At 32.4% G+C, this 22,692-nt stretch carries 20 protein-coding genes and 1 pseudogene; 3 read left to right on the top strand and 18 right to left on the bottom strand.

Features of this window, described 5'->3' with window-relative positions:
* Positions 1 to 17: 17 nt before the first annotated feature.
* The 7 genes from CRN98_RS11200 to CRN98_RS11170 all read right to left on the bottom strand — a co-directional run bounded on the left by CRN98_RS11200 (position 18) and on the right by CRN98_RS11170 (position 8,270).
* Entirely contained in the window at positions 18 to 1,193 is a 1,176-nt protein-coding gene (locus tag CRN98_RS11200; protein ID WP_097027513.1) for an NAD(P)-dependent malic enzyme, read from the bottom strand.
* A gap of 319 nt (positions 1,194 to 1,512) precedes the next feature.
* Positions 1,513 to 2,205: a response regulator gene (locus tag CRN98_RS11195; RefSeq protein WP_097027512.1), complete on the bottom strand. Its 693-nt coding sequence runs from the start codon at positions 2,203 to 2,205 to the stop codon at positions 1,513 to 1,515.
* Positions 2,198 to 3,796: an ATP-binding protein gene (locus CRN98_RS11190; protein ID WP_097027511.1), complete on the bottom strand. Its 1,599-nt coding sequence runs from the start codon at positions 3,794 to 3,796 to the stop codon at positions 2,198 to 2,200. Before CRN98_RS11190 ends, CRN98_RS11195 begins: the two co-directional genes overlap by 8 nt.
* A gap of 18 nt (positions 3,797 to 3,814) precedes the next feature.
* Complete coding sequence (locus CRN98_RS11185; protein WP_097027510.1) at positions 3,815 to 4,465, bottom strand: beta-eliminating lyase-related protein; 651 nt, start codon at positions 4,463 to 4,465, stop codon at positions 3,815 to 3,817.
* Positions 4,466 to 4,728: 263 nt separating this feature from the next.
* Positions 4,729 to 6,528, bottom strand: a complete 1,800-nt coding sequence (locus tag CRN98_RS11180) for a MutS family DNA mismatch repair protein (protein WP_097027509.1) — start codon at positions 6,526 to 6,528, stop codon at positions 4,729 to 4,731.
* Between the two features lie 90 nt (positions 6,529 to 6,618).
* The gene (locus tag CRN98_RS11175; RefSeq protein WP_097027508.1) at positions 6,619 to 7,773 is read right to left on the bottom strand and encodes an amidohydrolase; all 1,155 of its coding nucleotides are present in this window, start codon (positions 7,771 to 7,773) and stop codon (positions 6,619 to 6,621) included.
* A 179-nt stretch (positions 7,774 to 7,952) separates the two neighbouring features.
* A complete protein-coding gene (locus CRN98_RS11170; RefSeq protein ID WP_097027507.1) occupies positions 7,953 to 8,270 on the bottom strand; it encodes a hypothetical protein in 318 nt (105 codons plus the stop codon).
* A gap of 163 nt (positions 8,271 to 8,433) precedes the next feature.
* On the opposite strand from CRN98_RS11170, the gene CRN98_RS11165 reads away from it, so the two are divergent.
* Positions 8,434 to 8,832 (top strand): L,D-transpeptidase, encoded by a 399-nt coding sequence (locus CRN98_RS11165; RefSeq protein WP_179632112.1) that lies wholly within the window; start codon positions 8,434 to 8,436, stop codon positions 8,830 to 8,832.
* Positions 8,833 to 8,997: 165 nt separating this feature from the next.
* On the opposite strand, the gene CRN98_RS11160 is transcribed toward CRN98_RS11165, so the two are convergent.
* On the bottom strand, positions 8,998 to 10,503 hold the full coding sequence (locus CRN98_RS11160; RefSeq protein ID WP_097027505.1) for a 4Fe-4S dicluster domain-containing protein: 1,506 nt from the start codon (positions 10,501 to 10,503) through the stop codon (positions 8,998 to 9,000).
* 27 nt (positions 10,504 to 10,530) lie between these two features.
* Positions 10,531 to 10,803 (bottom strand): NAD(P)H-dependent oxidoreductase subunit E, encoded by a 273-nt coding sequence (locus CRN98_RS11155; RefSeq protein WP_097027504.1) that lies wholly within the window; start codon positions 10,801 to 10,803, stop codon positions 10,531 to 10,533.
* Positions 10,804 to 11,110: 307 nt separating this feature from the next.
* Between CRN98_RS11155 and CRN98_RS11150 the strand changes: the two are divergent.
* Positions 11,111 to 11,362, top strand: a pseudogene (locus CRN98_RS11150) (L,D-transpeptidase); the annotation flags it as partial.
* Positions 11,363 to 11,508: 146 nt separating this feature from the next.
* Here CRN98_RS11150 and CRN98_RS11145 read toward each other — a convergent pair.
* Both CRN98_RS11145 and CRN98_RS11140 read right to left on the bottom strand, forming a co-directional pair.
* Positions 11,509 to 12,264, bottom strand: a complete 756-nt coding sequence (locus CRN98_RS11145) for an aspartate dehydrogenase domain-containing protein (protein ID WP_097027502.1) — start codon at positions 12,262 to 12,264, stop codon at positions 11,509 to 11,511.
* Positions 12,265 to 12,333: 69 nt separating this feature from the next.
* Positions 12,334 to 13,293, bottom strand: coding sequence for a threonine ammonia-lyase (locus tag CRN98_RS11140; RefSeq protein WP_097027501.1), 960 nt, complete (start codon positions 13,291 to 13,293; stop codon positions 12,334 to 12,336).
* Between the two features lie 298 nt (positions 13,294 to 13,591).
* Between CRN98_RS11140 and CRN98_RS11135 the strand changes: the two genes are divergently transcribed.
* Entirely contained in the window at positions 13,592 to 14,470 is an 879-nt protein-coding gene (locus tag CRN98_RS11135) for a LysR family transcriptional regulator (RefSeq protein ID WP_097027500.1), read from the top strand.
* A gap of 276 nt (positions 14,471 to 14,746) precedes the next feature.
* Here the strand turns inward: CRN98_RS11135 and CRN98_RS11130 are convergent, their stop codons facing one another.
* The 7 genes from CRN98_RS11130 to CRN98_RS11100 form a co-directional block, all read right to left on the bottom strand.
* Entirely contained in the window at positions 14,747 to 15,889 is a 1,143-nt protein-coding gene (locus CRN98_RS11130; RefSeq protein ID WP_097027499.1) for an acyl-CoA dehydrogenase, read from the bottom strand.
* Positions 15,890 to 15,944: 55 nt separating this feature from the next.
* A complete protein-coding gene (locus CRN98_RS11125; RefSeq protein ID WP_097027498.1) occupies positions 15,945 to 17,378 on the bottom strand; it encodes an FAD-binding oxidoreductase in 1,434 nt (477 codons plus the stop codon).
* Between the two features lie 43 nt (positions 17,379 to 17,421).
* On the bottom strand, positions 17,422 to 18,978 hold the full coding sequence (locus CRN98_RS11120) for an L-lactate permease (RefSeq protein ID WP_097027497.1): 1,557 nt from the start codon (positions 18,976 to 18,978) through the stop codon (positions 17,422 to 17,424).
* A gap of 144 nt (positions 18,979 to 19,122) precedes the next feature.
* Complete coding sequence (locus CRN98_RS11115) at positions 19,123 to 20,061, bottom strand: electron transfer flavoprotein subunit alpha/FixB family protein (protein ID WP_097027496.1); 939 nt, start codon at positions 20,059 to 20,061, stop codon at positions 19,123 to 19,125.
* A 21-nt stretch (positions 20,062 to 20,082) separates the two neighbouring features.
* A complete protein-coding gene (locus tag CRN98_RS11110) occupies positions 20,083 to 20,868 on the bottom strand; it encodes an electron transfer flavoprotein subunit beta/FixA family protein (RefSeq protein WP_097027495.1) in 786 nt (261 codons plus the stop codon).
* Positions 20,869 to 20,983: 115 nt separating this feature from the next.
* Positions 20,984 to 22,258 carry a nickel-dependent lactate racemase gene (larA, locus tag CRN98_RS11105; protein ID WP_097027494.1) on the bottom strand — a complete coding sequence of 425 codons (1,275 nt, stop codon included), beginning with the start codon at positions 22,256 to 22,258 and terminating at the stop codon, positions 20,984 to 20,986.
* Positions 22,259 to 22,639, bottom strand: coding sequence for an L-lactate permease (locus CRN98_RS11100; protein ID WP_097027493.1), 381 nt, complete (start codon positions 22,637 to 22,639; stop codon positions 22,259 to 22,261).
* Between the last annotated feature and the right edge of the window lie 53 nt (positions 22,640 to 22,692).

Raw genomic sequence — 22,692 nt, 5'->3', positions numbered from 1 at the left:
GCCCCCTATAATATTTATTATTTTATTTTAGCAATGCCAGTTTTTATAGCTATTTCTCCTACTTTTTTAGAAACAGCTTCCACCACATCTTTGTTAAATGCATCTGGAATTATATATTCTTCATTTAATTCTTCATCTTTAACTATACTTGAAATTGCCTCCGCTGCTGCAAGTTTCATTCCCTCTGTTATTTCCCTTGCTCGTACATCTAATGCTCCCCTAAATATCCCTGGGAAAACAAGTACATTATTTATTTGATTTGGATAATCAGATCTTCCTGTAGCTATAACTCTTGCTCCACCCTTCTTTGCTTCCTCTGGAAGGATTTCAGGTGTAGGATTTGCCATAGCAAAAATTATGGAATCCTTATTCATTGTAGAAACCATTTCTGCATTTAATACGTTAGGTCCTGAAACTCCAATAAATACGTCTTTTTCTTTTATGATATCTTTTAATACGCCCTTTTCAAAGCTTCTGTTAGTAACCTTTGCAATTTCTACTTGAGCTTTGTTCATCCAGTCTTCTCCTTCTACTAAAGCTCCTTTTAAATCACACATAACTATGTTTCTTGCCCCTCTTGCCATCAAAAGCTTACATATGGATATTCCAGCAGAACCTGCTCCATTTATAACTATTTTTGCATCTTCTATGTTTTTATCCACAAGCTTTAATGCGTTTAAAAGTCCTGCTAAAACCACTATAGCTGTACCGTGCTGATCATCATGGAATACAGGTATATCAAGTTCTTCCTTAAGTCTTTTCTCTATTTCAAAGCATCTTGGAGCTGAGATGTCCTCTAAGTTTATTCCACCAAAGGTTGGAGATAAGTACTTAACTGTCTTTATTATTTCCTCCACATCCTTTGTATCTAAACATATAGGAAATGCATCTACATTTGCAAACTCCTTAAATAATATTGCCTTTCCTTCCATAACTGGCATAGCAGCTTCTGGCCCTATATCTCCAAGTCCTAGTACTGCTGTTCCATCTGTAACCACTGCAACTAAATTCTTTTTAGCCGTATATTTGTACACATTTTCTGCATCTTCGTGAATTTTTTTACAGGGTTCTGCTACCCCAGGAGTATAAGCAATACTTAAATCTTCTTTATTTTTTACTTTAACTTTAGATATAACTTCCACCTTACCACACTTTTCTTCATGAAGCTTTAAGCTCATTTCTTTATAATCCATAATATCCCCCTTCACTCCTAAACTTAAGTACTTAATTAATACTGACATAAACCAATTGGCCAATTGATTTTAGTTGTTTATTTATTAGTTAAATATATATTATCTTAATTTTCTAACAACTTCTATATTATAAAAGTATTTCAATTGTTTTGTAACTTATGTTTTTATCGTTAACGTTTACACATAGACTTTATCAATTTAAACTAGTTATGAATTAAAAAAGTTATATATTTGCAAAAATAAAAAGTTACAAAAGACTTTCTATAAGCTATTTGCAACTTTCACGCATATCTCATTCACTAATTTTTTCTATGTATTACTATATTGTTAATTTATTATCTATCGAAGCTTTATATTTAGTCTTTGGTCTTCCCACTTCTCCGTATTCTATATCTCTTATTAGATCACCAAAGGATGACATGTATTCTAGGTATCTTCTTATGGTAACTCTAGATAATTTCATTCCTTCAGCTATTTCTTCTGAAGTAAAGTATTCCTCTTTATAATCCTTTATAAATTTTTTTATTCTATATAAAGTTCTCTCATTTATTCCCTTTTGAAAGTCTTCTCCTAAACTTGTGGAATTTTGACTTGTTATTTTATCTATATCTTCTTGATTAAGAGTAGATTTTTCCTGAAGGAGATCATACCTTAATTTAAATTTATTTAATGCTTCCTTAAACCTTTCATATTCAAAGGGTTTTACAAGATAATCTATAGCGCCAAGCTTTAGCACTTCATTTAATTTATTTGTTTCATGTGCAGCTGTTACCATTATTACATCTGTCATTATATGTTCTTTTCTAATTTCTTTTAAGAATTCTATCCCATCCATTTTAGGCATATATAAGTCTAGTATAACTAATTGCATTTGTTTGGTCTTTATTGTGTTTAATGCTTCATTTCCATTACTACAAACCCCAACTACTTTAAATCCCTCTATGCTTTCTGTATATCTTTTATTTATTTGTGCTACCATCGGATCATCTTCTACTATCAGTACGTTAATCATCCTTTTCCTCCTTTGTAATGCATACCTTAAACCGGCATCCTTCGTTTACATTAGAAAAAACTTCTACCTTGCCATTTAAATTTTCAACAATTTGATTTAAAAGTACAAGGCCCTTTCCCCTGTTTTCACCTTTGGTTGAAAATCCGTTATTAAATACATTGGACAAATTTTCTTTAGATATTCCTGTGCCTGTATCTTTTACATCTATTAAAATACAAAATGAATCTTCCTTTATAAGTATGTTTACTTCTTTCTTTTCTTTATCACTTATGCTCACTGCTTCTATAGCATTTTCAAGCAAATTGCCAATTATAGTAACTAACGCATGACTATTAATTCTTCCCTTTCTTTTTTTAAGGTTACTATTGGAATCGATATAAAGTTCTACTCCCATTTCCTTTGCCCTGCTTATCTTACCTAGAATAAGAGCTGCAATGGTTGAATCTTCTATTTTATTCATAACAAGACTTACCTTTTGTTGCTGCTCCTTAGTTTGCTTAATTATGTATTTTTTAGCTTCATCAGTTTCACCTATTTGAATAAGCCCTAAAATAACATGAAGTTTATTCATAAATTCATGATTATTAGCCCTTAGCGCTTCTACTACTTGTCTTACTCCTGTTACTTCCTCAGCAAGCCTTGTAACTTCAGTTTTATCTCTAAATATCGCCACTGCACCTATAACTTTTTCTTTACTTTTTATTGGAATTCTATTTGTAACAACTATTGTGTTATTTATAATCATTTCTTTGTTGTATTGAGGTTCACCATCTTTAAATACCTGATAGAGATTAGAATTTGAAATAATATTTATTATTTTTTCCCCTATTATATCTTCATCTATTTTGAGAATATTTAACGCACCCTTATTATAAAAAGTTACCTTAAAATTTTCATCCACTGCAATTATACCGTCATCTAAAGAATCCAATACCTCCTGCTTTTGTATAAACAGCTTAGAAATTTGCTCTGCTTCATATCCTAAAAGTGATTCCTTTACACTCTTTGATATTATTAGTGAACCTACACTTCCTATAAGTAAACCTGAAAGTATTACAAGAATTAATGTTATAACTATTTCATATTTAGCTATTTCAATATTATTAGTTAATACTTTTGCCATTATAAAACCTATGGGGTCTTTCTTATCATCCCTTATGACAACAAATGATATTATAAGTTTTCCAAAGCTTTCTACCTTATCCTCTAAAATTTCTTTATTTTGTATGGAAGCTAACTCTGATATTCCCTGAACACTGGTGTCATACATTTTTTCAAAATCAGAATTAGCATAAGTATTTCCATTTAAATCCACTATACTTATTGAGTCTACATCCTTACCGGATTTTACTATATCTTTCACATAACTTTGCATCTCATCTGAATCTTTTTTGTTCTTTAACCCATCAATTATAAATGGTGATTTGGATATGATTTTACTTATATTCATCAAGTTAATTTCTGCCTCTTTTGTTATCCAAGACATCCTCATTTGATATATTAAAACTATAGTAATCACTAGGGAAATAACTACAACACTTATATTTAACGCACTAATTTTTGTTCTAAGTTTTACTCTTACTCTTTTCATATGTGTACCTTCTAAAGTTTATTCTATTAAAGCAAATCTACCTGTAAAAAATCTTAAAATTTTAGGTTCATACTCCCATTTAAGCCCTTTGATTTCATTTCTCTTTTTATATAAAGATATTATGGCTTCAGCTACATAATCTAAATGGGCATAGGTATAAATTCTTTGTGGAATAGTAAGCTTTACAAGCTCAAGCTTTGGGATACGGTCTTTTCCTGTTTTACTGTCTCTTCCTGCAAAAACTATTCCTCTTTCCATGCCCCTTACTCCTGAATCTACATATAATGCTGCTGAAAGTGATTGTGCTGGAAACTGGGACTCAGGAATGCTTGGTAAAAACCTTTTGGCGTCTAAAAAAACCGCTTGACCTCCACCGGAATTTATTATAGGTATTGAAGCCTTTTCAAGTCTTTCTATAAGATATTCTACTTGCTCTAATCTATATTTATCATAGTTACAATTTGAACTTTTATCATTTAATATATCTTGTTTAAATTTATTATTATTTACTTTATTATATATCAATAAATCTATATATACTTCCCTTGGCTTTAGAAGAAATGTATTATATCCTGCTCTTTTTATAGCTTGCTCCCTCTGTGCTTTAGGAATTATTCTTAATGCTTCCCCGTGTTTAGGCTCATAGGAATCTAACATAGCACTTTTCATAATTTATTCCCCCAATTTATAACTCAGCATACTTTAAATTTATTGAAATATTGCCCCATAATACTAATTCAATATTTCACTGAAAATTCCTTCCATATTTGTTACTTTACATAACTTATTATGCAGGAATATTCTTGCAATTTAAAATTTTTACCTATTAATTATATGTGCTAAAAACCAGATATATTCTGACCATGTCTTTTTTATAAATTAGTATATCTGAATTTTACTAATAAAAATAAGCACATACTTAAAGTATGTGCTTATAAATCACTTTCTTCTGCATCTATACCTGCAAGTTTCATAAGATACATTGCATTTCTTGTTTTTGATATTCCTTCTCTTAGTTTATAGTCAAAATGTATTTTACCTTCACTATAGTACTCTCTAAAATTATAGTTTTTTACAACTCTATTGCTTTTTTCTAAATCTCCTAACTCTAAATCATGGGTTGACACAAGGCCTATTGCATTTTCTTTACTCATTTTATTTATAAGAATTTTAGCACCGGTATGTCTATCCAATGAGTTAGTGCCTTTAAATATTTCGTCCAATAAAAAGAGTATAGGTTCCTTTTGTTCTACTGCCTTTACTATGATATTTATTCTAAGAAGTTCTCCATAAAAAGATGATATGTTTTTTTCTAAATTATCACTTATTCTCATACAGGTATATATTTTCATTGGGCTTACTATAAGCCTTTCTCCACAAATAGGTGCTCCTGTATAAGCGAGTACTGTATTTATTCCTACAGTTCTTAAGAAAGTACTTTTTCCTGACATATTAGATCCCGTTATTAGAAGTATCTTATTTTTATCATTTATTTTTACATCATTTGAAATCCTATTATTACTTAGAAGAGGATGTGCTATATTTTCACCTTCAAATAAAAGCCCTTCCTCCTTAAATTCTGGCATAGTCCAAGTTTCATTTTCATAGCAAAGAAGTGCTAAACTCATTAAAGCCTCAAGCTCTGCAATTGCTTCAAACCAATCCTGAAGTTTTTCTCCTGAGTTAGATTTCCACCTTTCAAGACGAAATATTATATAATAATCTAGAAGGAAAATTATATTTATAGGCATATACACCATGTTAGCTCTATCCCCTGTAAGGCTGGAAATTTTATAAAACTCATCTATTGCTTTGGTTGCTGTACTATTATTTTCTTTTAATTTTTCTTTTAGCTCTTTTAAATAAGGAGATTTAAAATTTTGTTTTTCTAAAAGAGCAATTAAATTATAATAATTTCTTATATTTTTTTTATATCTGTATACAGTGCCTAATGCCTCACCTCTTTTATCTCTGCCAGGTAAAAGTAATAATCCTTCAATTAATAATGCTGTAAGCGGCATTCTATAAGGAACTATTCCCATAAAAAATATTATTATAAGAACTACTGAAACTATTGAGATTATTCTAGTGCCTATGAATATAGCCATATTTTCATATATGGGCATTTTTTCTTTTCCCCATTTAAAAAGTTCTTCTGGGTCCTTATACGTTCCTTTGTTTATCATAGATTCGCTTATAAATCTTTCTCTAAACCCAATTTTCTTACTTAACTCCTTAATGGCTTCTTGCCTTTCATATAACTCTTTAGTTGAAAAATTCAATCCTGAAAGCACCGCTGCTAATCTTTTTCTTCCCAAAAAAGTATTAGTTTCATTTATCTTTTGAAACAATGAACTTTTACCAAATATGTCTAGATCATAAGTATAAGGGTGCTCTGTATTTATAAACTCCTCTCCCTTATCCTCAAACTCTCTCCATTTATCACTTATTCTTTTTGTTCCTTTGTCATTTAATATGTATATATTTTCCAAGGTATTCTTATAAGTTATAACCTTATCATGCCAATATATTAATATTCCAAAGGCTATACCTGAAACTAAAAATACAATAGTAGATATGTATTCACTTCTAAGTTTGTAGTAAAGATACATTGTAAAAAATATCCCAGCTACAAATACAATAATTCTTAAAGAACTTATAAAGTTTACAAGCTGTCTTTGCTTTATAAGTAGCTTTTCATACCTAGCTTTTCTTTTTTCATAAGCAGCCATTATGTAATCCTCTTTTCCATTCACATTTTAAATTTTATGTTAATACTGAATACTTTAAGTATCCAGTATTAACTCTATTAAGTTTAGCTATTAATTTTCTTTTTCGTATACAACTTCTCCATTTATTATAGTATAAAGGGTATTTGTAAATACTTCTAATGGATTACCGTCAAAGATAGCTATATCTGCATCTTTTCCTATTTCTATACTTCCGATTTTATCATCTACTCCTGCTATTTCAGCTGCATTTATTGTGATAGCCTTTAGCGCTTCATCTATTCCAAGTCCCTCTTTAGCTGCAATTCCTGCACATAAAGGTAAATATTGAATAGGTATTACAGGATGATCTGTCATTATAGCTACTTTAACTCCTGCTTTATGTAAAACCCCCGGAGTTTTAAAGGACTTATTTCGAGTTTCTACTTTTGTTTTAGAGGTCAAAGTTGGTCCTACTACTGCAGATACATTAGCCTCATTTATATATTTAGCTATAAATTCTCCCTCAGTACAGTGCTCCAAAGTTAAATTTACATCAAATTCCTTTGCTATTCTTATAGCAGTCAATATGTCATCTGCTCTATGTGCATGTGCTTTAAGAGGTATTTTCTTTTGAAGTACAGGTATTAATGCTTCCATCTTAAGATCTACTTCAAAGCTGTCTCCTTTAATCTTTGCAGAATTCTTTTTTCCCATGTAATTTTTAGCCTTAACTAAGGTTTCCCTTAAAAGTCCTGCTGTGGCCATTCTTGTAGATGGAGTCTTTCCTTTACCATGATATACTCTTTTAGGATTTTCACCAAAGGCTATTTTCATAGCTGCTGAATCCTTTATAACCATATCATCAATACACACTCCATGAGTTTTCATAACTACAAACTGCCCACCTATTACATTTGCACTTCCAGGTCCTGTCATAACTGTAGTTATTCCAGAGTTTCTCGCATCCTCAAAAGCACTATCCATAGGATTTACTGCATCTATTGCTCTAAGATGCGGAGTTATCGGGTCTGTAGCTTCATTTCCGTCACTTCCCTCAAATCCAATTCCTTCTTCAAACATTCCAACGTGACAGTGAGCATCAATTATGCCAGGAATAACCCAGCCCCCTTTTGCATCTATAACTCTTTCGTCCTTTTCTTCTATATGTTCTGATATTTCTATTATCTTACCATCTTTCATTAGTATACATCCATTTTCATAAGTTTTACCTGTGATGGTAATTATCTTTCCATTTTTAATTAACATTTTTATCCCCCTTTTATCCCCTTAATTCTTTTTCTAATGATTAACAGTGAATAGATTTGCAAAAGCTCTACATAGGAAAACTTTCACATAAACTGTTGATTAACCAAATAATAAAGTATTATATGGCTATTATACATCACTAACTCAACTCATTTCAAATGAAAGCCATTTTTAGTGTATCATATTGAAGTGGTTACAAGTATTAATGCAGTTATACACAGACTTACAGCTATGGATAGTTTTCTGCCCATAGAAGCCCATAAGTGATTTGGAAAGCTGTTTCCTATAAGCCAGGATAAATAAAGCATGCCTAATGAATAAAGTATCGTATAATGAAGTCCTCCATATTCATTGGACCAAGCTCTTAATCCTATTGATTGTAAAACCAAGTCACCAACTGCGGGAGCCCCCTTAAAACTTAGCGAAAAACCTATAGACAATATAAATAAAAATATAGATATACTTCCAATACCTACATCTTTAACAGTGCTTTTCATAATATCACCCCACAACTTTAACTTTTATAAATATTATATAATATTATTTACATTATTTCCATATATTGTATGTTAATATTCATTAACTTATTTCAATAGTCATGAATATAATACTTATGTAATATTTATTGGAGGTTACCTTATGTTTATTTGCCCTTATATTATGGGTAGTCAATTTTCAGAAGAAAATTCTTATTTCAGAGCTCAATCAAGCTATAGGCAAGGGAACTATGGAATTGTAATTAATACAAAAAATCTCACCTTAACTTTATACTCCGGTAATAATGTAGTTAAAACATATCCTGTAGCTGTTGGAAAACCTTCCACTCCTACCCCCTTAGGAAATTTTACAATAGTAAATAAAATTGTAAATCCCGGCGGCCCCTTTGGAGTTAGATGGATGGGATTAAGCATCCCTCACTATGGAATACATGGAACAAATAATCCAGCATCTATTGGAACAAGAGCATCTCACGGCTGTATAAGAATGTATAATAAAGATGTGCTAGAGATTTTTAATAAGGTTTCCATTGGAACACCGGTACAAATTATTAATCAGTAACCTTTTAAACAGTATAGAAGTTTTTAATAAAGGTGATGTTATAATAAAATATAATTTTCCTGCAGAATAAAATATAAGGTTCATATTAATGTATACTAAGCTACATTAATATGAACCTTATATTTTATTTATATATTTATAGGCAAGTTCTTAAACTATGACATTTTATTTATTTCTTAATTTTTTATCAATAATATCATTATCAAATGGAGTTTTGTATTCCGACTCATTTTTAAAATTTATTACTGCCTTTTTAACTCTATTCATCGATGCTATTGTTCCCGGTCCAGCAATACAACCACCGGGACATGCCATACCTTCAAGCAAATATCCATTCTTTTTTCCAGATTTTGCTACCTTTATAAGTTTTACACATTCATGTAAAGTTGATACACCTTCTATATTAATTTCCCTTGAAGGATCAATAATCAAAGCAGTCTTTTTTACTGCTTCAGCTACTCCCCCTGCTATAGCATATCCTCGACCTAATGTTGAAGCATCCTGTATTTCTTTAGATACTTCTATTTCTGATAATTCTATTCCCTTGGCAACAAACATACCCATAAGTTCCTCAAAGGTTATTACAAAATGTACGTAGTCCTTAACATCTTCTCTTAATGCTTCTAATTTCTTAGAAATACAAGGTCCTATAAATGTTATGTTTGCATCTGGGTCAATTTTCTTAATATGCTTTGCAGTCTCAACCATCGGAGAAGCAGAGTCAGATATATATTCGTATTGATCGGGAAATAGCTTTTTAACCATTAAAGTCCAAGAATTACAACAACTTGTTCCCATATAAGGAATATCATTCGGTACTTTTTCAAGAAATTCTTTTGCTTCGTGAAGAGTCGTAATATCAGCTCCCAAGCTTACCTCTACCACATCTCTAAAGCCAAGCTGTTTTATACCCTCAAATATTTGAACCGGGGAAGCTAATGGTCCAAACTGTCCCAAAAATGAGGGAGCTATTATGGCATACATATGAGTATTAGTCTTTAGTGATTTGATTAGCTGATATATTTGAGACTTATCTGCAATGGCTCCATAAGGACAATGAGTAATGCATCTTCCACAGGATACGCATCGGTCTCTGTTTATCTGAGCTCTTCCTAAATAATCACTATCTATTGCATTAACACCACATACAGCGGCACAAGGCCTTTCATATTTTACAATTGCACTATATGGGCAAGTTTCCTTACATCTACCACATTTAATACATTTGTCCTGATCAATAATTGCTCTGTTCTTTCCTATAGAAACTGCATTTGTTGGACATACATTAGTACATGGATGAGCCAAGCACTTTCGACAATTGTCTGTTACATAAAAGGCTTTAGTCGGACATGCTTCACATGCATGTGTAATGACATTTACCAAAGGCTCAACAAATTGAGTTTTATCCACATCTACTTCGGAAATCCCATCAGTAACACGGTGATATTCAGTTGGTTTTCTTGCATCTAAACCCATTGTTAGTCTTAGTCGCTCGTCTACTATTGCTCTTTCTCTAAATATACTATCTCTATATATACCTATCTCATTAGGTAAAATTTCAAAAGATGCTTTCTCTAATTCGCTTAAATCAGAACCATCGTATGCCATTTTGGCAATGGTGGAAAATACCTTTCTCCTAATATTAATTAGATTAACATAGCTTTCTTTCATAATAAATTTTTCCTCCGTAGTTTTCTTTTATTTCCGTCTTACCTTGTTGATAATTTTTTCCATTACAATCTGACTGGTAGCATTAAATATTGGCTCGTCATCTATAACTACTACGGGTGATATTTTTTTATTAGTTCCTTTGCAAAATCCTAAACACTTGACTACTTCAACTTCCAATTCTTCAACATTATAGTTATCTAAGTCTTCATTAATAATGTCATTTAAGTCTTCAATTTGGTCTAAAATACTCATCGCTCCAAGCAGCGTACAGTTTGAACCTACACAAACTTTCACATTCATAATATCCCTCCAAATTCATTCCTATTTTATCATTTATATTTAATATTAAAGCATATTTTTCTACTACTTTCTACCAAGGGAATAAAAAAACAATATTTAATTTAAAAAGTTTGTTTAATAAATGCTAATAATATATTAAACTTATAAAAAAAGATAGTCTCTTGAAATTTTATACCAAGGATTATCTCTTTTATTTATGAACAAGTTATTGAATTATGACATTTTACGGGTGGTACCTGGTACCAGTGAGCTTGCTTTAAAGCCTAGTTATATGAAAAATTTTCTTAAGTAAATTTTTCCAGATATCATGTCATTCGGTAAACCATCTACTCCTCTCGGAAACTTTAGGATAATAAATAGAGCTGTTAATCCCGGCGGCCCTTTTGGAGTTAGATGGATGGGCCTTAATAAACCTGGATATGGAATACATGGAACAAATAATCCAGCATCTATTGGCACAAGAGCATCTCACGGCTGTATAAGAATGTATAATAAAGACGTGCTGGAGATTTTTAATAAGGTGCCCATTGGAACTCCTGTGCAAATTATAAGCCAGTAAAACTGTGCTAGGTGCTAGGACAGTATATAGATTTGTTTTTACGCAAAAAACTGTCGCACTAATTTTTTAGTGCGACAACCTCTTTTTTATCTATATTTTAAATTTTAAATTTTTACTATACAAAATGATAAATTTCTCTATACTATCTATACGAATATAAAACCTTTCTGATTGCTTGCAGCTCTTTGTAAACTACCAAAAGCTGAAATAGGAGTATACGCACCAGTTACACCACCTAGAGATATACTTGTTATTTTTAATTCAAATTCAATTCCTTGTCCTTTAACCAAAATAACATGAGCATTAGTGGATACTGCTGGATCTGAAATTAAAACTGATTTTGTCTTATCAAACCCAATTCCTGCCATAGCAATTGCAGCATGTACGTTAACATTTCGTGGATACAATTTACATATTTCTCTTGTAGAACCTTCATAAACAACAGTTCTTTCTGTATCCTGTCTTCCAAGGCTTTTAGGGCTTTTAGTAGTAGTAATAGTAACACTATCTATAACCATTCTTCCATCAAACAATCCATCTAATCCTAAGATTGCACCATGAGGGATATAAACTTTTGTTCCGTATTTTTTAGAACTTTCTAAAATTCTTTCATATAACTCTTCGTTTGAAAATGCTGTAGTTGAAAACACAAGTAAATCAGCACTTTTTAAAATTTCCTCTCCATATTTTGCAATAATATCCGCATGGGCAACTTCTACCACCAAATCTACTTTTTGAAATAAATCTGAAGTAATTTCTTTCACATAAGGTAATTCTCGTCCATCTTTTTCTTTATCATCACCTATAACAACAAATTCTATGCTGTAATTTCCTTCCTCCTGCACTTGCTTTACTATTTGCTTACCAATAGTGCCGTAACCAATAAACCCCACTTTTTTCATAGTTCATCCATCTCCTTTTTATTTCATCTAAATAACTGTGTCCTCGAGGCGAAGAACTTGCTACTGCTCTTATATGCTCATATCTTCAAATTTACTAAATTGATCCATTCCAATATTACCACCTGAAATAAACAAAACTACTTTGTCATTTGGATTAAATTTAACAGTTCCTTGTAAGATGGCACCTAAGGTGATACATGAAGAAATTTCAGCTAATAATTTTCCCTTAGTTAAAAATAACTTAGTTGCTTTAAGAATATTTTCTTCATCTACTGTGACAATTTTATCAACATATTTTTCTACAACAGGATAATTAAGTTCACCAGGTTTTAATGTTTGTAGTCCATCAGCTACTGACTTTGATTCTGGAGGCAAGGCAACCGGATGACCTACTGCGAAACTGTTAGTATAGCGAGCAATTAATGTAGGCTCAGCTCCAATGATTTTTACTTGTGGATTAGTTTCTTTAACTGCTGTAGATAATCCACCAATTAATCCACCTCCACCAATTGGAGAAATTATATAATCTACATCTGGCAGTTGTTCCAGTATTTCTAAGCCTGCAGTACCTTGTCCTGCAATGACTTCATTATCATCAAATGGTGAAATAAAACTCCAATTATTTTCTTCACTTAATTTTTTAGCTACATTAAATCTTTCTGCGGGAACACAAGAAATAACTTCCGCTCCATATGATTGAATTCCTTCAACTTTGATTTTCGGTGCAGTTTCTGGAACTACAACATAAGCCTTAGTACCTAGTTGTTTAGCCGCATACGCTATAGCTTTTCCATGATTTCCTGATGAAGCTGTTATAATTCCTTTTTTCAATGCTTCTTCTGGCAAGGTCATTGAAGCATTAAGTGCACCTCGAACTTTAAATGAATTGGTCTTTTGAAAAGACTCCATTTTGGCATATACTTGACAACCTAAATATTCATCTAGATTATTCAAACGAAGGAGAGGAGTCTTATTGATATAGGGAGCAATACGTTTTTGAGCTTGGTAAATTGCTTCAATTTTAACCATGATTTCAACCTCCTAAAATTAAAATGTTTTATATAACTTATAAACAGAGTTCTTGGCTTCAGATGGAGTTTTTACTACAACTGAAGCTTAGAAATCGTTATCCAGGGTCGTAGCCGCCCTTACTCCCACCTTAAGAGGATGGGAGTCTTAGGGCGGGTAGACATCGGATAAACTATAGTTAAATACTATCATCACAATAAATATTTGTAAAATGATGATTTTCACATTATAATATGTAATAAATGCATATTATAATAGTTGTATTTAAATTAAATATAATAAAAATGAGGTTGTTACTATGGATATTAAAGATATTAAAATATTTTTGGAAATAAACAATTACCGTAATATTAGTACAGCAGCACGTGCCTTGTTTTTAACTCAATCTACAGTTAGTAGAAGACTTTCTATGTTGGAAAAAGAATTAAACGTCAAATTACTTTTCCGAAGCAAAGGACATGACACGGTTCAATTAACACCCGCTGGTGAACGTTTTTTAACAATAGCTGAACAAATATTAGCTCTTTCTATCGAAGTAAATTCCCTAGAAGAAAATAATTTAATTGAACATTTATCTGTAGCCGTTCCTGATAGTTTAGCTTCTTATATATTAAGAGATTTTTTTAAACAATTATCACGGAAAAATCCTAATTTGAAGTTAGAAATCATTCTCCTTGATTCCATACCTACTTATGAGATGGTAGCTAATCGAGAAGTAGATATAGGGTTAACTAATGGAAAAGCACCTTACCCAGAATTAAATTCTAATTTAGTATTTAAAGAAGATTTTGTTGTAATGAGAAAAGGAAACAAGAATTCTTTTTCTCAAATAATACATCCTTCTGAATTAAAATCAAATAATGAGATATTTCAATTTTTTGGCTCAGATTATAATCATTGGCATGATTATTGGTGGAAGCCTGGATTTGCAAAGTTACGAGTGAATTTAGCACAGCTTACAGTAGAATTTCTCAATGAAGAGGAAGATTGGACAATTTTGCCAGAGTCTGTGGCATGCGCATTACTTCCAGAGGATTGTTATTTATCACGCTTATCAGATCCACCTCCAGAGCGTTGTTGTTATTCTGTAACACATAAAAAGCCACGTTCTGATAGGGCTTTAACAATACAAAAATTTAATAGGAGTTTACAAGTTTATATAAAAGAACGAATATAAGTAAATTTTACTTTTATAATATTTCTATACTAATTGAATAAAAGTGCGAGTTTGTTCTTCGCACTTTAAATAGAGTTAAATTCGGAAGTTGAGCGGAGAAAGAGAGCAGTTTGATTTTAAGCTTAATGAAAATCATAAAAGAAAGTTCATAGCAACATAGTATGCATATATTGCCATGAACCTTTCATTTTACTTATAGACATGTTCTCATGCTTTTACGTTTTTCCAGTGATACTAGGTATCTTTGCGGAGCACTGTAAGGACTTCGCTTACTAATTATTTAACACCCATCCATCCAGAAATCACCATCATTTGAACTTCTGATGTTCCTTCATAAATTTCTGTTATTTTTGCATCACGCATCATTCTTTCAATTGGATAATCACTTGAAAATCCATAGCCACCAAATAATTGTAAACAACGTCTTGTTACATCGCTGGCATTTCTAGAAGCAACTAATTTTGCCATAGCAGCTAAATGTGTATATTTTTCATGATCATCCTTTGCACATGCAGCCTGATATACTAAAAGCTTTGCAGCTTCTGTATTTGCACGCATTTGAGCAAGTTCAAATTGTGTATTTTGGAATTTTCCAATAGAACGTCCAAATTGAACACGTTCATTAACATATTTTACAGTTTCATCTATTGCACCTTCTGCAATACCAAGAGCTTGTGCAGCAATACCAATACGACCTCCATCAAGAGTTCCCATTGCAATGCTAAATCCTTTACCTTCTTGTCCTAAAAGATTTTCCTTTGGAACTATGCAATTATCAAAGAATAATTCACATGTAGAAGATCCTCTGATTCCCATCTTTATTTCATGAGTTCCAACAGAAAAACCTGGGAAATCTTTTTCAACGATAAATGCTGAAATACCTTTTGTTCCTTTAGTTTTATCTGTCATAGCCAAAATAATATATGTGTCTGCATATCCTGCATTAGTAATAAAGATCTTGCTACCATTTAATACATAATGGTCTCCTTCGAGTACTGCTGTTGTCTTTTGCATAGAAGCATCAGTTCCAGCAGAAGGTTCTGTTAATCCAAAAGCACCTAATTTTTCACCTGAAGCAAGTGGTTTTAAATATTTCTCTTTTTGTTCTTCTGTACCATATGAGTAAATTGGTGTTGCACAAAGACTTGTATGTGCTGAAACGATAACCCCTGTTGTTGCACAGCATTTAGATAATTCTTCTACACATTGTATATAACTTAATGTATCCATTCCAGCTCCGCCGTATTCTTCAGGAAATGGAATTCCAAGTAGTCCCATTTCAGCCATTTTGGGTATAGTTTCTTCTGGGAAACGCATGTTTTCATCAATTTCTTTTGCAAGTGATTTTACCTCATTTTCAGCAAATTCGCGATACATTTCTTGTAATTGCTCATGATTTTCATCTTGTTTAAAATTCATATTAATTTCCTACCTTTCTTTTTTATATGTGTATATCAATTTCAATTGTATTTTATTAATTGGTACCATCTAATGGACAGCATACTTTACCTGGATTCATAATACAGTTAGGGTCAAACACTTTTTTAATGCCTCTCATTAATTCCATGTTTACTTCTCCAACGCTATCTGCTAAATAGCTCATCTTTCCACTGCCAATTCCATGTTCACCTGAAACAAGGCCACCGTATTTTGTTGCTTCTTCGTAAATAATCTTGAAGAATTTATCAACTCTTGACTTAAACTCCCCTTCTTCTAAATCATTACTGCATTGATATATGTGAAGATTTCCATCTCCTGCATGTCCAAAGCTCTTAATAGTAAGTCCACATTCGTCACCGGCTTTATTTACAAATTCAACATAAGAAGCAATTTTATTTACTGGAACTACCACATCACATTCATCTAATAATTTTGTTTCTGCCATAATTGCTTCTAAGAAGCTAGAACGAGCTGCCCATGCATCTTTTATCTTTGAAGGTGTATCAGCTACAAGAACGTCTATTGCTCCTGCCTCCAATACTATTTCACTAGCTTGCTCAATAAGGTTATTTAACTCATCTTCGTCGTTCGCATCTAAAGTAACAAGTAGATAAGCATTTGCAGTTACTCCATCAATTACTTGTGGAAATACACTCTTTCCAATATATCTCTCACTAGAAAGAACAATTTCTCTTTCCATAAATTCAATTGCTTGTGGATTCATATGTTCCATTTTAAATTTAGGAACAGTAGAAATACAATCATGTAAATTTTCAAAAGGAATAATTAAACTAGCAACTACCTTTGGTGCTGGCATAACCTTAAAAGTAAGTTCTGTAATAATTCCAAGAGTACCTTCAGAACCAATCATTAAATTTAAAAGGCTGTAACCTGAACTTGTTTTTGATACTGTAGCTCCAAAACTCGTAATTTCTCCTGTTGGAAGAACAACTGTCATTGCACGTACATAATCACGTGTTGCCCCATATTTAACAGCTCTCATTCCACCAGCATTTGTTGAAACATTTCCACCGAGGCATGCAAACTTTTCACCTGGATCTGGAGCGTATAATAATCCTTGTTTTGCACAATCCTCTGCAAGATCGTTTAACAAAACACCTGCTTGAACATGAACTACAAAATTTTCTAAATCATAAGAGAGTATTTTATTCATCTTTGTAAGATCAATTAAAACTCCTCCTAAAAGTGGAACTGCTCCTCCTGCAAGTCCTGTTCCTGCTCCTCTTGGGGTTACTGGTATCTTATTTTCATTACATATTTTTACCACTGCAGCAACTTCCTCTGTAGAGTGTGCCATTAATACAACCTGTGGAGCTTCTTTTCCATAAATAGGCATTTCATCATGGGAATAATCTTCATTGATATCATCACCTGTTAAAATATGTCCTGGAGCTGCCTCCTGTAATCTTGAAATTATTTCTTCTGTTAATTTATTATAGTTAGCCATAGTAATCATTCCTTTCTAACTTTTTTCTCATTCTATAATGTACCTAAATAAACAATGTACCTAAATAACATATGATGCCAGCGATAACTACATAGAATACAAAATATTTAAACATACTTCTCAAAATTTTACTTTCTGAACCAGGTTGATTAATTGCACTTGCACCAATTGCAATGCCTTGAGGACAAATCATCTTTCCAATACCTCCTCCAAGAACATTTGCTGCTGCCATCCATGCTGCAGGAAGTCCAAGGTTTTTCGCTGTTTCTGCTTGTAATCCTCCGAATAAAACATTGGTTGATGTACCTGAACCTGTAACAAATCCTCCAATAGCTCCGATTAATGGAGAAATCAACGGATATGCTCCTCCTGTAGCTACAACTAAAAAGCTTGCCATATCTGAAATCATTCCACTATAGCCCATTACTTTTGCTGTTGCCAAAACTGAACAAATTGTAACAATTGTCTTCCAGTTTGCTTTTAATGTAGAAAATAATACATCTAACATGGTTGATATTTTTGCACCTTGAATAAAGCCTCCAATAATTGTAGCAACAAAAATAATAACACCTGGTGTATTAATCCAACTAAAGCTCAATTTATTTCCACCTTCACCAGCATATACAACCATAACGGTTTTGTATTTTGCAATAAAATGATTAATTGGTGGACATAAAGTTGATGTAGCAAGCAGCATTATGAATATTAAAATAAACGAACTCCATGCCTGTAATGCCTTGCCAAATGATAAAACTGTTTCTTCCTTTTTATCCTGAACTTCAATTATTGCAGCGCAACACTCCTGCTTAACTTGAGGCTTTTTATTAAAGACTTTTGCTGCAACAACTGTAAATGTCATACAACAAATAGAGCCTACTATATTTGGCAGTTCTGCTCCAACTACTGTTGCTGTAATATACCAAGGCAGTACAAATGATACTGCAGAAACTAATGTAATAAGAAACGCTCCCCTTAATGCCTTTATTCCGCCACCTACAATGCATACCATAATAAATGGACTGATAAAACAAAGAATTGCTTCAATTATTGCTGTATTTGCTGCCAATACGCTCGCATCAACTCCAGTTACTGCTGAAAGCGTTACCAAAGGTATTCCTACTGACCCAAATGCAGTTGGCGTACTATTAACAACCAAACATCCTAGAACTGCTGAAAATGGATTTAACCCAATACCAGCCAGCATAGATGCTGGAATAGCAACTGCTGTACCAAATCCAGCCATGCCTTCCATGAAATTACCGAATCCCCATCCAATAATCAATGCTAAAACCCTTTGATCAGTAGAAACTCCAGCCAACATTTTTTTTATGGAGTCCATTGCACCTGTACGTAAAGTCAAATTATACGCAAACAAAGCTGCAACAATAACTATACAAATTGGCCACAAGCCGTTGAGTACTCCCTCCAATACCGCCGAAGCAGCATAAACTGCATTTAATTTCCAGAAACCAACAGCCAAGACCATTGTAAGAACCAGTGTAATAAAACAAGCTTTATAACCTTGCATTTTCAATTTACTCAATGCAACCATCAGCCAAACAATTGGTAATATCGCTATTAAAAATTTTAAAAAGAACATTCTTTTATCCCCTCATTCAATTTTTCAATTTTTATATTCTAGCGCTTATATTGTGCCTATATAATCTTTTGGTTTTTAGTTAAAATACAATTTTTTATATATTTAGTTTTCAATGTTATTTTGTATTATGTGTCCCCTATTGATTTATTTTTCTTTTACTTTCTTCATTTCTTCAATCATAACTGGAAGAACATCCATTGCATTTCCAACAATACCCACATTAGCTATTTCAAAAATTGGAGCATCTTCATCTTTATTAATTGCCACAATATAATCAGAACCTGACATTCCAGATGTATGTTGTGTTGCTCCAGAAACACCACATGCAATATAAAGTTTTGGTGCTACAATTTTTCCTGATTGTCCAACTTGGTGTGCACGAGAAATCCATCCTTCTTCAATTGCTGGTCTTGTTGCACCTACTACACCACCAAGTACAGATGCTAATTCTTCAACAAGTTTGAAATTTTCTGCATTTCCCATTCCACGTCCACCAGAAACAATAACTTGTGCTTCTTCTAAATTAACAGATTCAGAAATTTCTTTTACTGTATCTACAATTTTTGCCTTAATAGCACTAACTGGAATTTCTACTTTTTTCTCTGTAACATGTAAATTTGAACTGGCCTCTGGCTTGGAAAAACTTCCATTTCTAACTGTAACTACGGCTGTACCTTCTACTTCAATATGTTCTAAAACTGTACCACCATAAGCTGGTCTAGTGTATATAACTTTACCATCAGTTTTATTCATTCCCATTACGTCACTTACACATCCTAAAGACATACGTCCTGCAATACGTGGTGCAATATCTTTAGATAATGCTGTATTTGCGAGTAAAACAATATCTGGATTTTCTTCCTTAACAACTTCTGATAATACTTCTGTTAAAGTATCATAGTCTGTAGCATTATCTGTAAAAATAACTGGAATTCCTAAAGCAGCTACTGTATCTGCTGCAGCCCTGTTACCTGCTACAAGAGCTGTTCCTTCTGCATCTAATGCTTTTACTGCGCTAATCAATTCAAGGCTTCCGCCTAATACTTTTTCTCCATCTGTTTCAATAAACAATAACGTTTTCATAATTTCGTTTCCCCCCTTAACTTAAATTGCCTTATCTTTTTTCATTTGCTCCATAGCAGCACTTACTGCCAAAGCAGCATCTTTCTCTTTAATCTTGATACCAGCCTCTTTCTTAGGAGGTGCAACATATTCAGTGCAACGTACTTTTGCTTGTTTTACCTCTCCAATTTCTGCTGCTGAATAAGTTGGAATCACTGCCTTACGGCTTGCCATCTTAGTTTTGATAGTAGGATAACGTGGATCATAATCTGGTTTACTTACTGTTACTACAGCTGGATATGCTATAGAAACTACATTATATCCTTCATCAGTTTCTTGATGAACTTCCATACCATTATCTTTTAAGTTGATTTCAACTGCGCTGCTGGTAAAGCCTGTTCCCAATTTCTCAGCAAGCATTGGTCCTACTTGACCAGTAATTTCATCTGTAGATTCCTTTCCACAAAGAATTAAATCAAATTTTTTATCTTTATCTTTTTCAATTTTATGAATAGCATCCGCTAAAACCTCAGCTGCTCCAAGAGCATCTAAATCTGCATATAAATCATCTTTGACAAAGAATGCTTCTTTAGCTCCTACAGCAAGACAATTTTTTAATGTGTTTAAAGAATCCTCTACTCCAACATTTAATACACTAACATTTCCTCCATGAGCTTCCATAAAACGAACTGCTAACTCCAATGCATAGGTATCAAATGCATTTGCTACCTTAGTGACCCCATTTAAATTTGGTTTTTCCGTCTTATTATCCAAATGAATTTCAACAGAATCATCTGGAACCTGTTTTACACATAACAGAATATTCATATTTTATCTCTCCTTTATACTTTTGCATTATTAAACTTTTTTGATATAACCATTTTTAATTAATAATTTTTATACAATAAATTTTTAAAAAATTATTGCATACCGTTAACTATAATTATCTAACTATAACCGATACTCCATCAGGAATTACCACTACTTTAGCATCGTTTCCTTTAATTTCATAAGCTTTCTTAAGTGCTTCTTCGAATGTAAATGCATGCTGCATGTGCATACTTTTTATCATCTCTGGATCACACATATCAGTAACCATTATTACTGTATATTTGTCTAACATTCTAGCAAGTATTTGGAATTCCCACTGATCTGGAAGAGTTTCGTTTCTTGGAACCTTAGCTATTTTATCTAAAAGTTCTCTTGGAGATTTAGCCTGTGCTAAATTATCATAAAAGGATTGTCCACCATGTCCATCATTGCAAGCTGAAACCATTATGATAACTCCGCCTTCTTTACAAGTTGCCTCTGCTGCTGTCATTCCTTTTACTGATTGATAAATATTTTGATCAAGTGGATATCCACCATTTGTTGAAATTGCTATATCTGCTGGAATTTTATCAACCTTTGAAAGTTCTATTACAAATTCACAGCCTTTTTCATGAGCTTTTTCCCTATGTCCTGCAAAAGCTTTTATTACTTTCTTTTCACTATCTATAACAACATTTAATATGAAAGCGAGATTTGCTTTTTCAGCTGCATAGAGCATATCTTTGTGTATAGGATTACCTTCAAGTATTCCAGTTCTTGCATTAGAGCTTGCTATGAACTCGCTGCAGTGATTAGCCATAACTGTTGTTGCTGATGCAATACCTGGAAGTACACTCTTTCTTCCCCCAGAAAAGCCAGCGAAGAAGTGAGCTTCTATAAATCCTTCTGCAATTAATAATTCTGTTTCAACAGCTAGCTTGTTTATTATAAGTTCTCCACCTGATGGGAGTATTCCAAGCTTAACCATAGCACTATCATCAAAAGCATCGTGAACTATGATCTTTTCATTTTTAACTATTTCTTCTCCAAACTTGTTTACAAGTTCTTCATGAGTAGTTGCTCTATGAAATCCTGTGGCAATAAGTATAGTTATATCTATATTAGGATTTGCTTTTCTTATTCTTCTAAGTAATATTGGCATTGTAACTTTGCTTGGCACTGGCCTAGTATGATCACTGCTTATAATAACCATATTCTTTTTATCTTTAACTAAATCTTCCAATTTTTCACTACCTATAGGGTTGTCTAAAGCCATTTCAACAAGTTCTTCTTGGGTTTCTTTTGTTTTATAATTTTCTGCTTTTGACTCTAATACCCCAATTAAATTTTTATCTTCTATTTCAATTTCAAGCATTTGTTTATGATATGGTATTTTAATTTTCTTCATTTAAATTTCCTCCATAACATATAATTTTTTATTGTTATTATTAAGCTTTCTTATTTTCAGAACCAATATCCTTTGATTTTTGGTAATACCAGTCATCATGTTTTTAATTACATTCATACTCTTTGTGTATAGGGATAAGTTATAGATAAATACTGCTTCCATTATGACAAGAATTATAGGCCATAATGTATTTGCTGCACCCTTAAAACTTGCTTTGAAAGCATCTAAAACTGACATTTTCCATACAATAACCGCAAATGCAAACGTTATCACGGAAGTAATTGGCGTTGCCCTATGTCCAGCCACCTTTAATACCCCTAATGGAACCATCGGGCAAATTACAGGTATTAAAGCAATGAAAAAAAGTACATAATTATTCATTTTATCGCCCTGTTATACAAACTGGTAAGACCAATTTGTATTAATTTAATCAT

The organism is Clostridium peptidivorans (assembly GCF_900205925.1).
Classification (GTDB): domain Bacteria; phylum Bacillota; class Clostridia; order Clostridiales; family Clostridiaceae; genus Clostridium_AK; species Clostridium_AK peptidivorans.
Note: the sequence above shows the minus strand (reverse complement) of the source record. Positions and strands in the feature narration are given on the sequence as shown.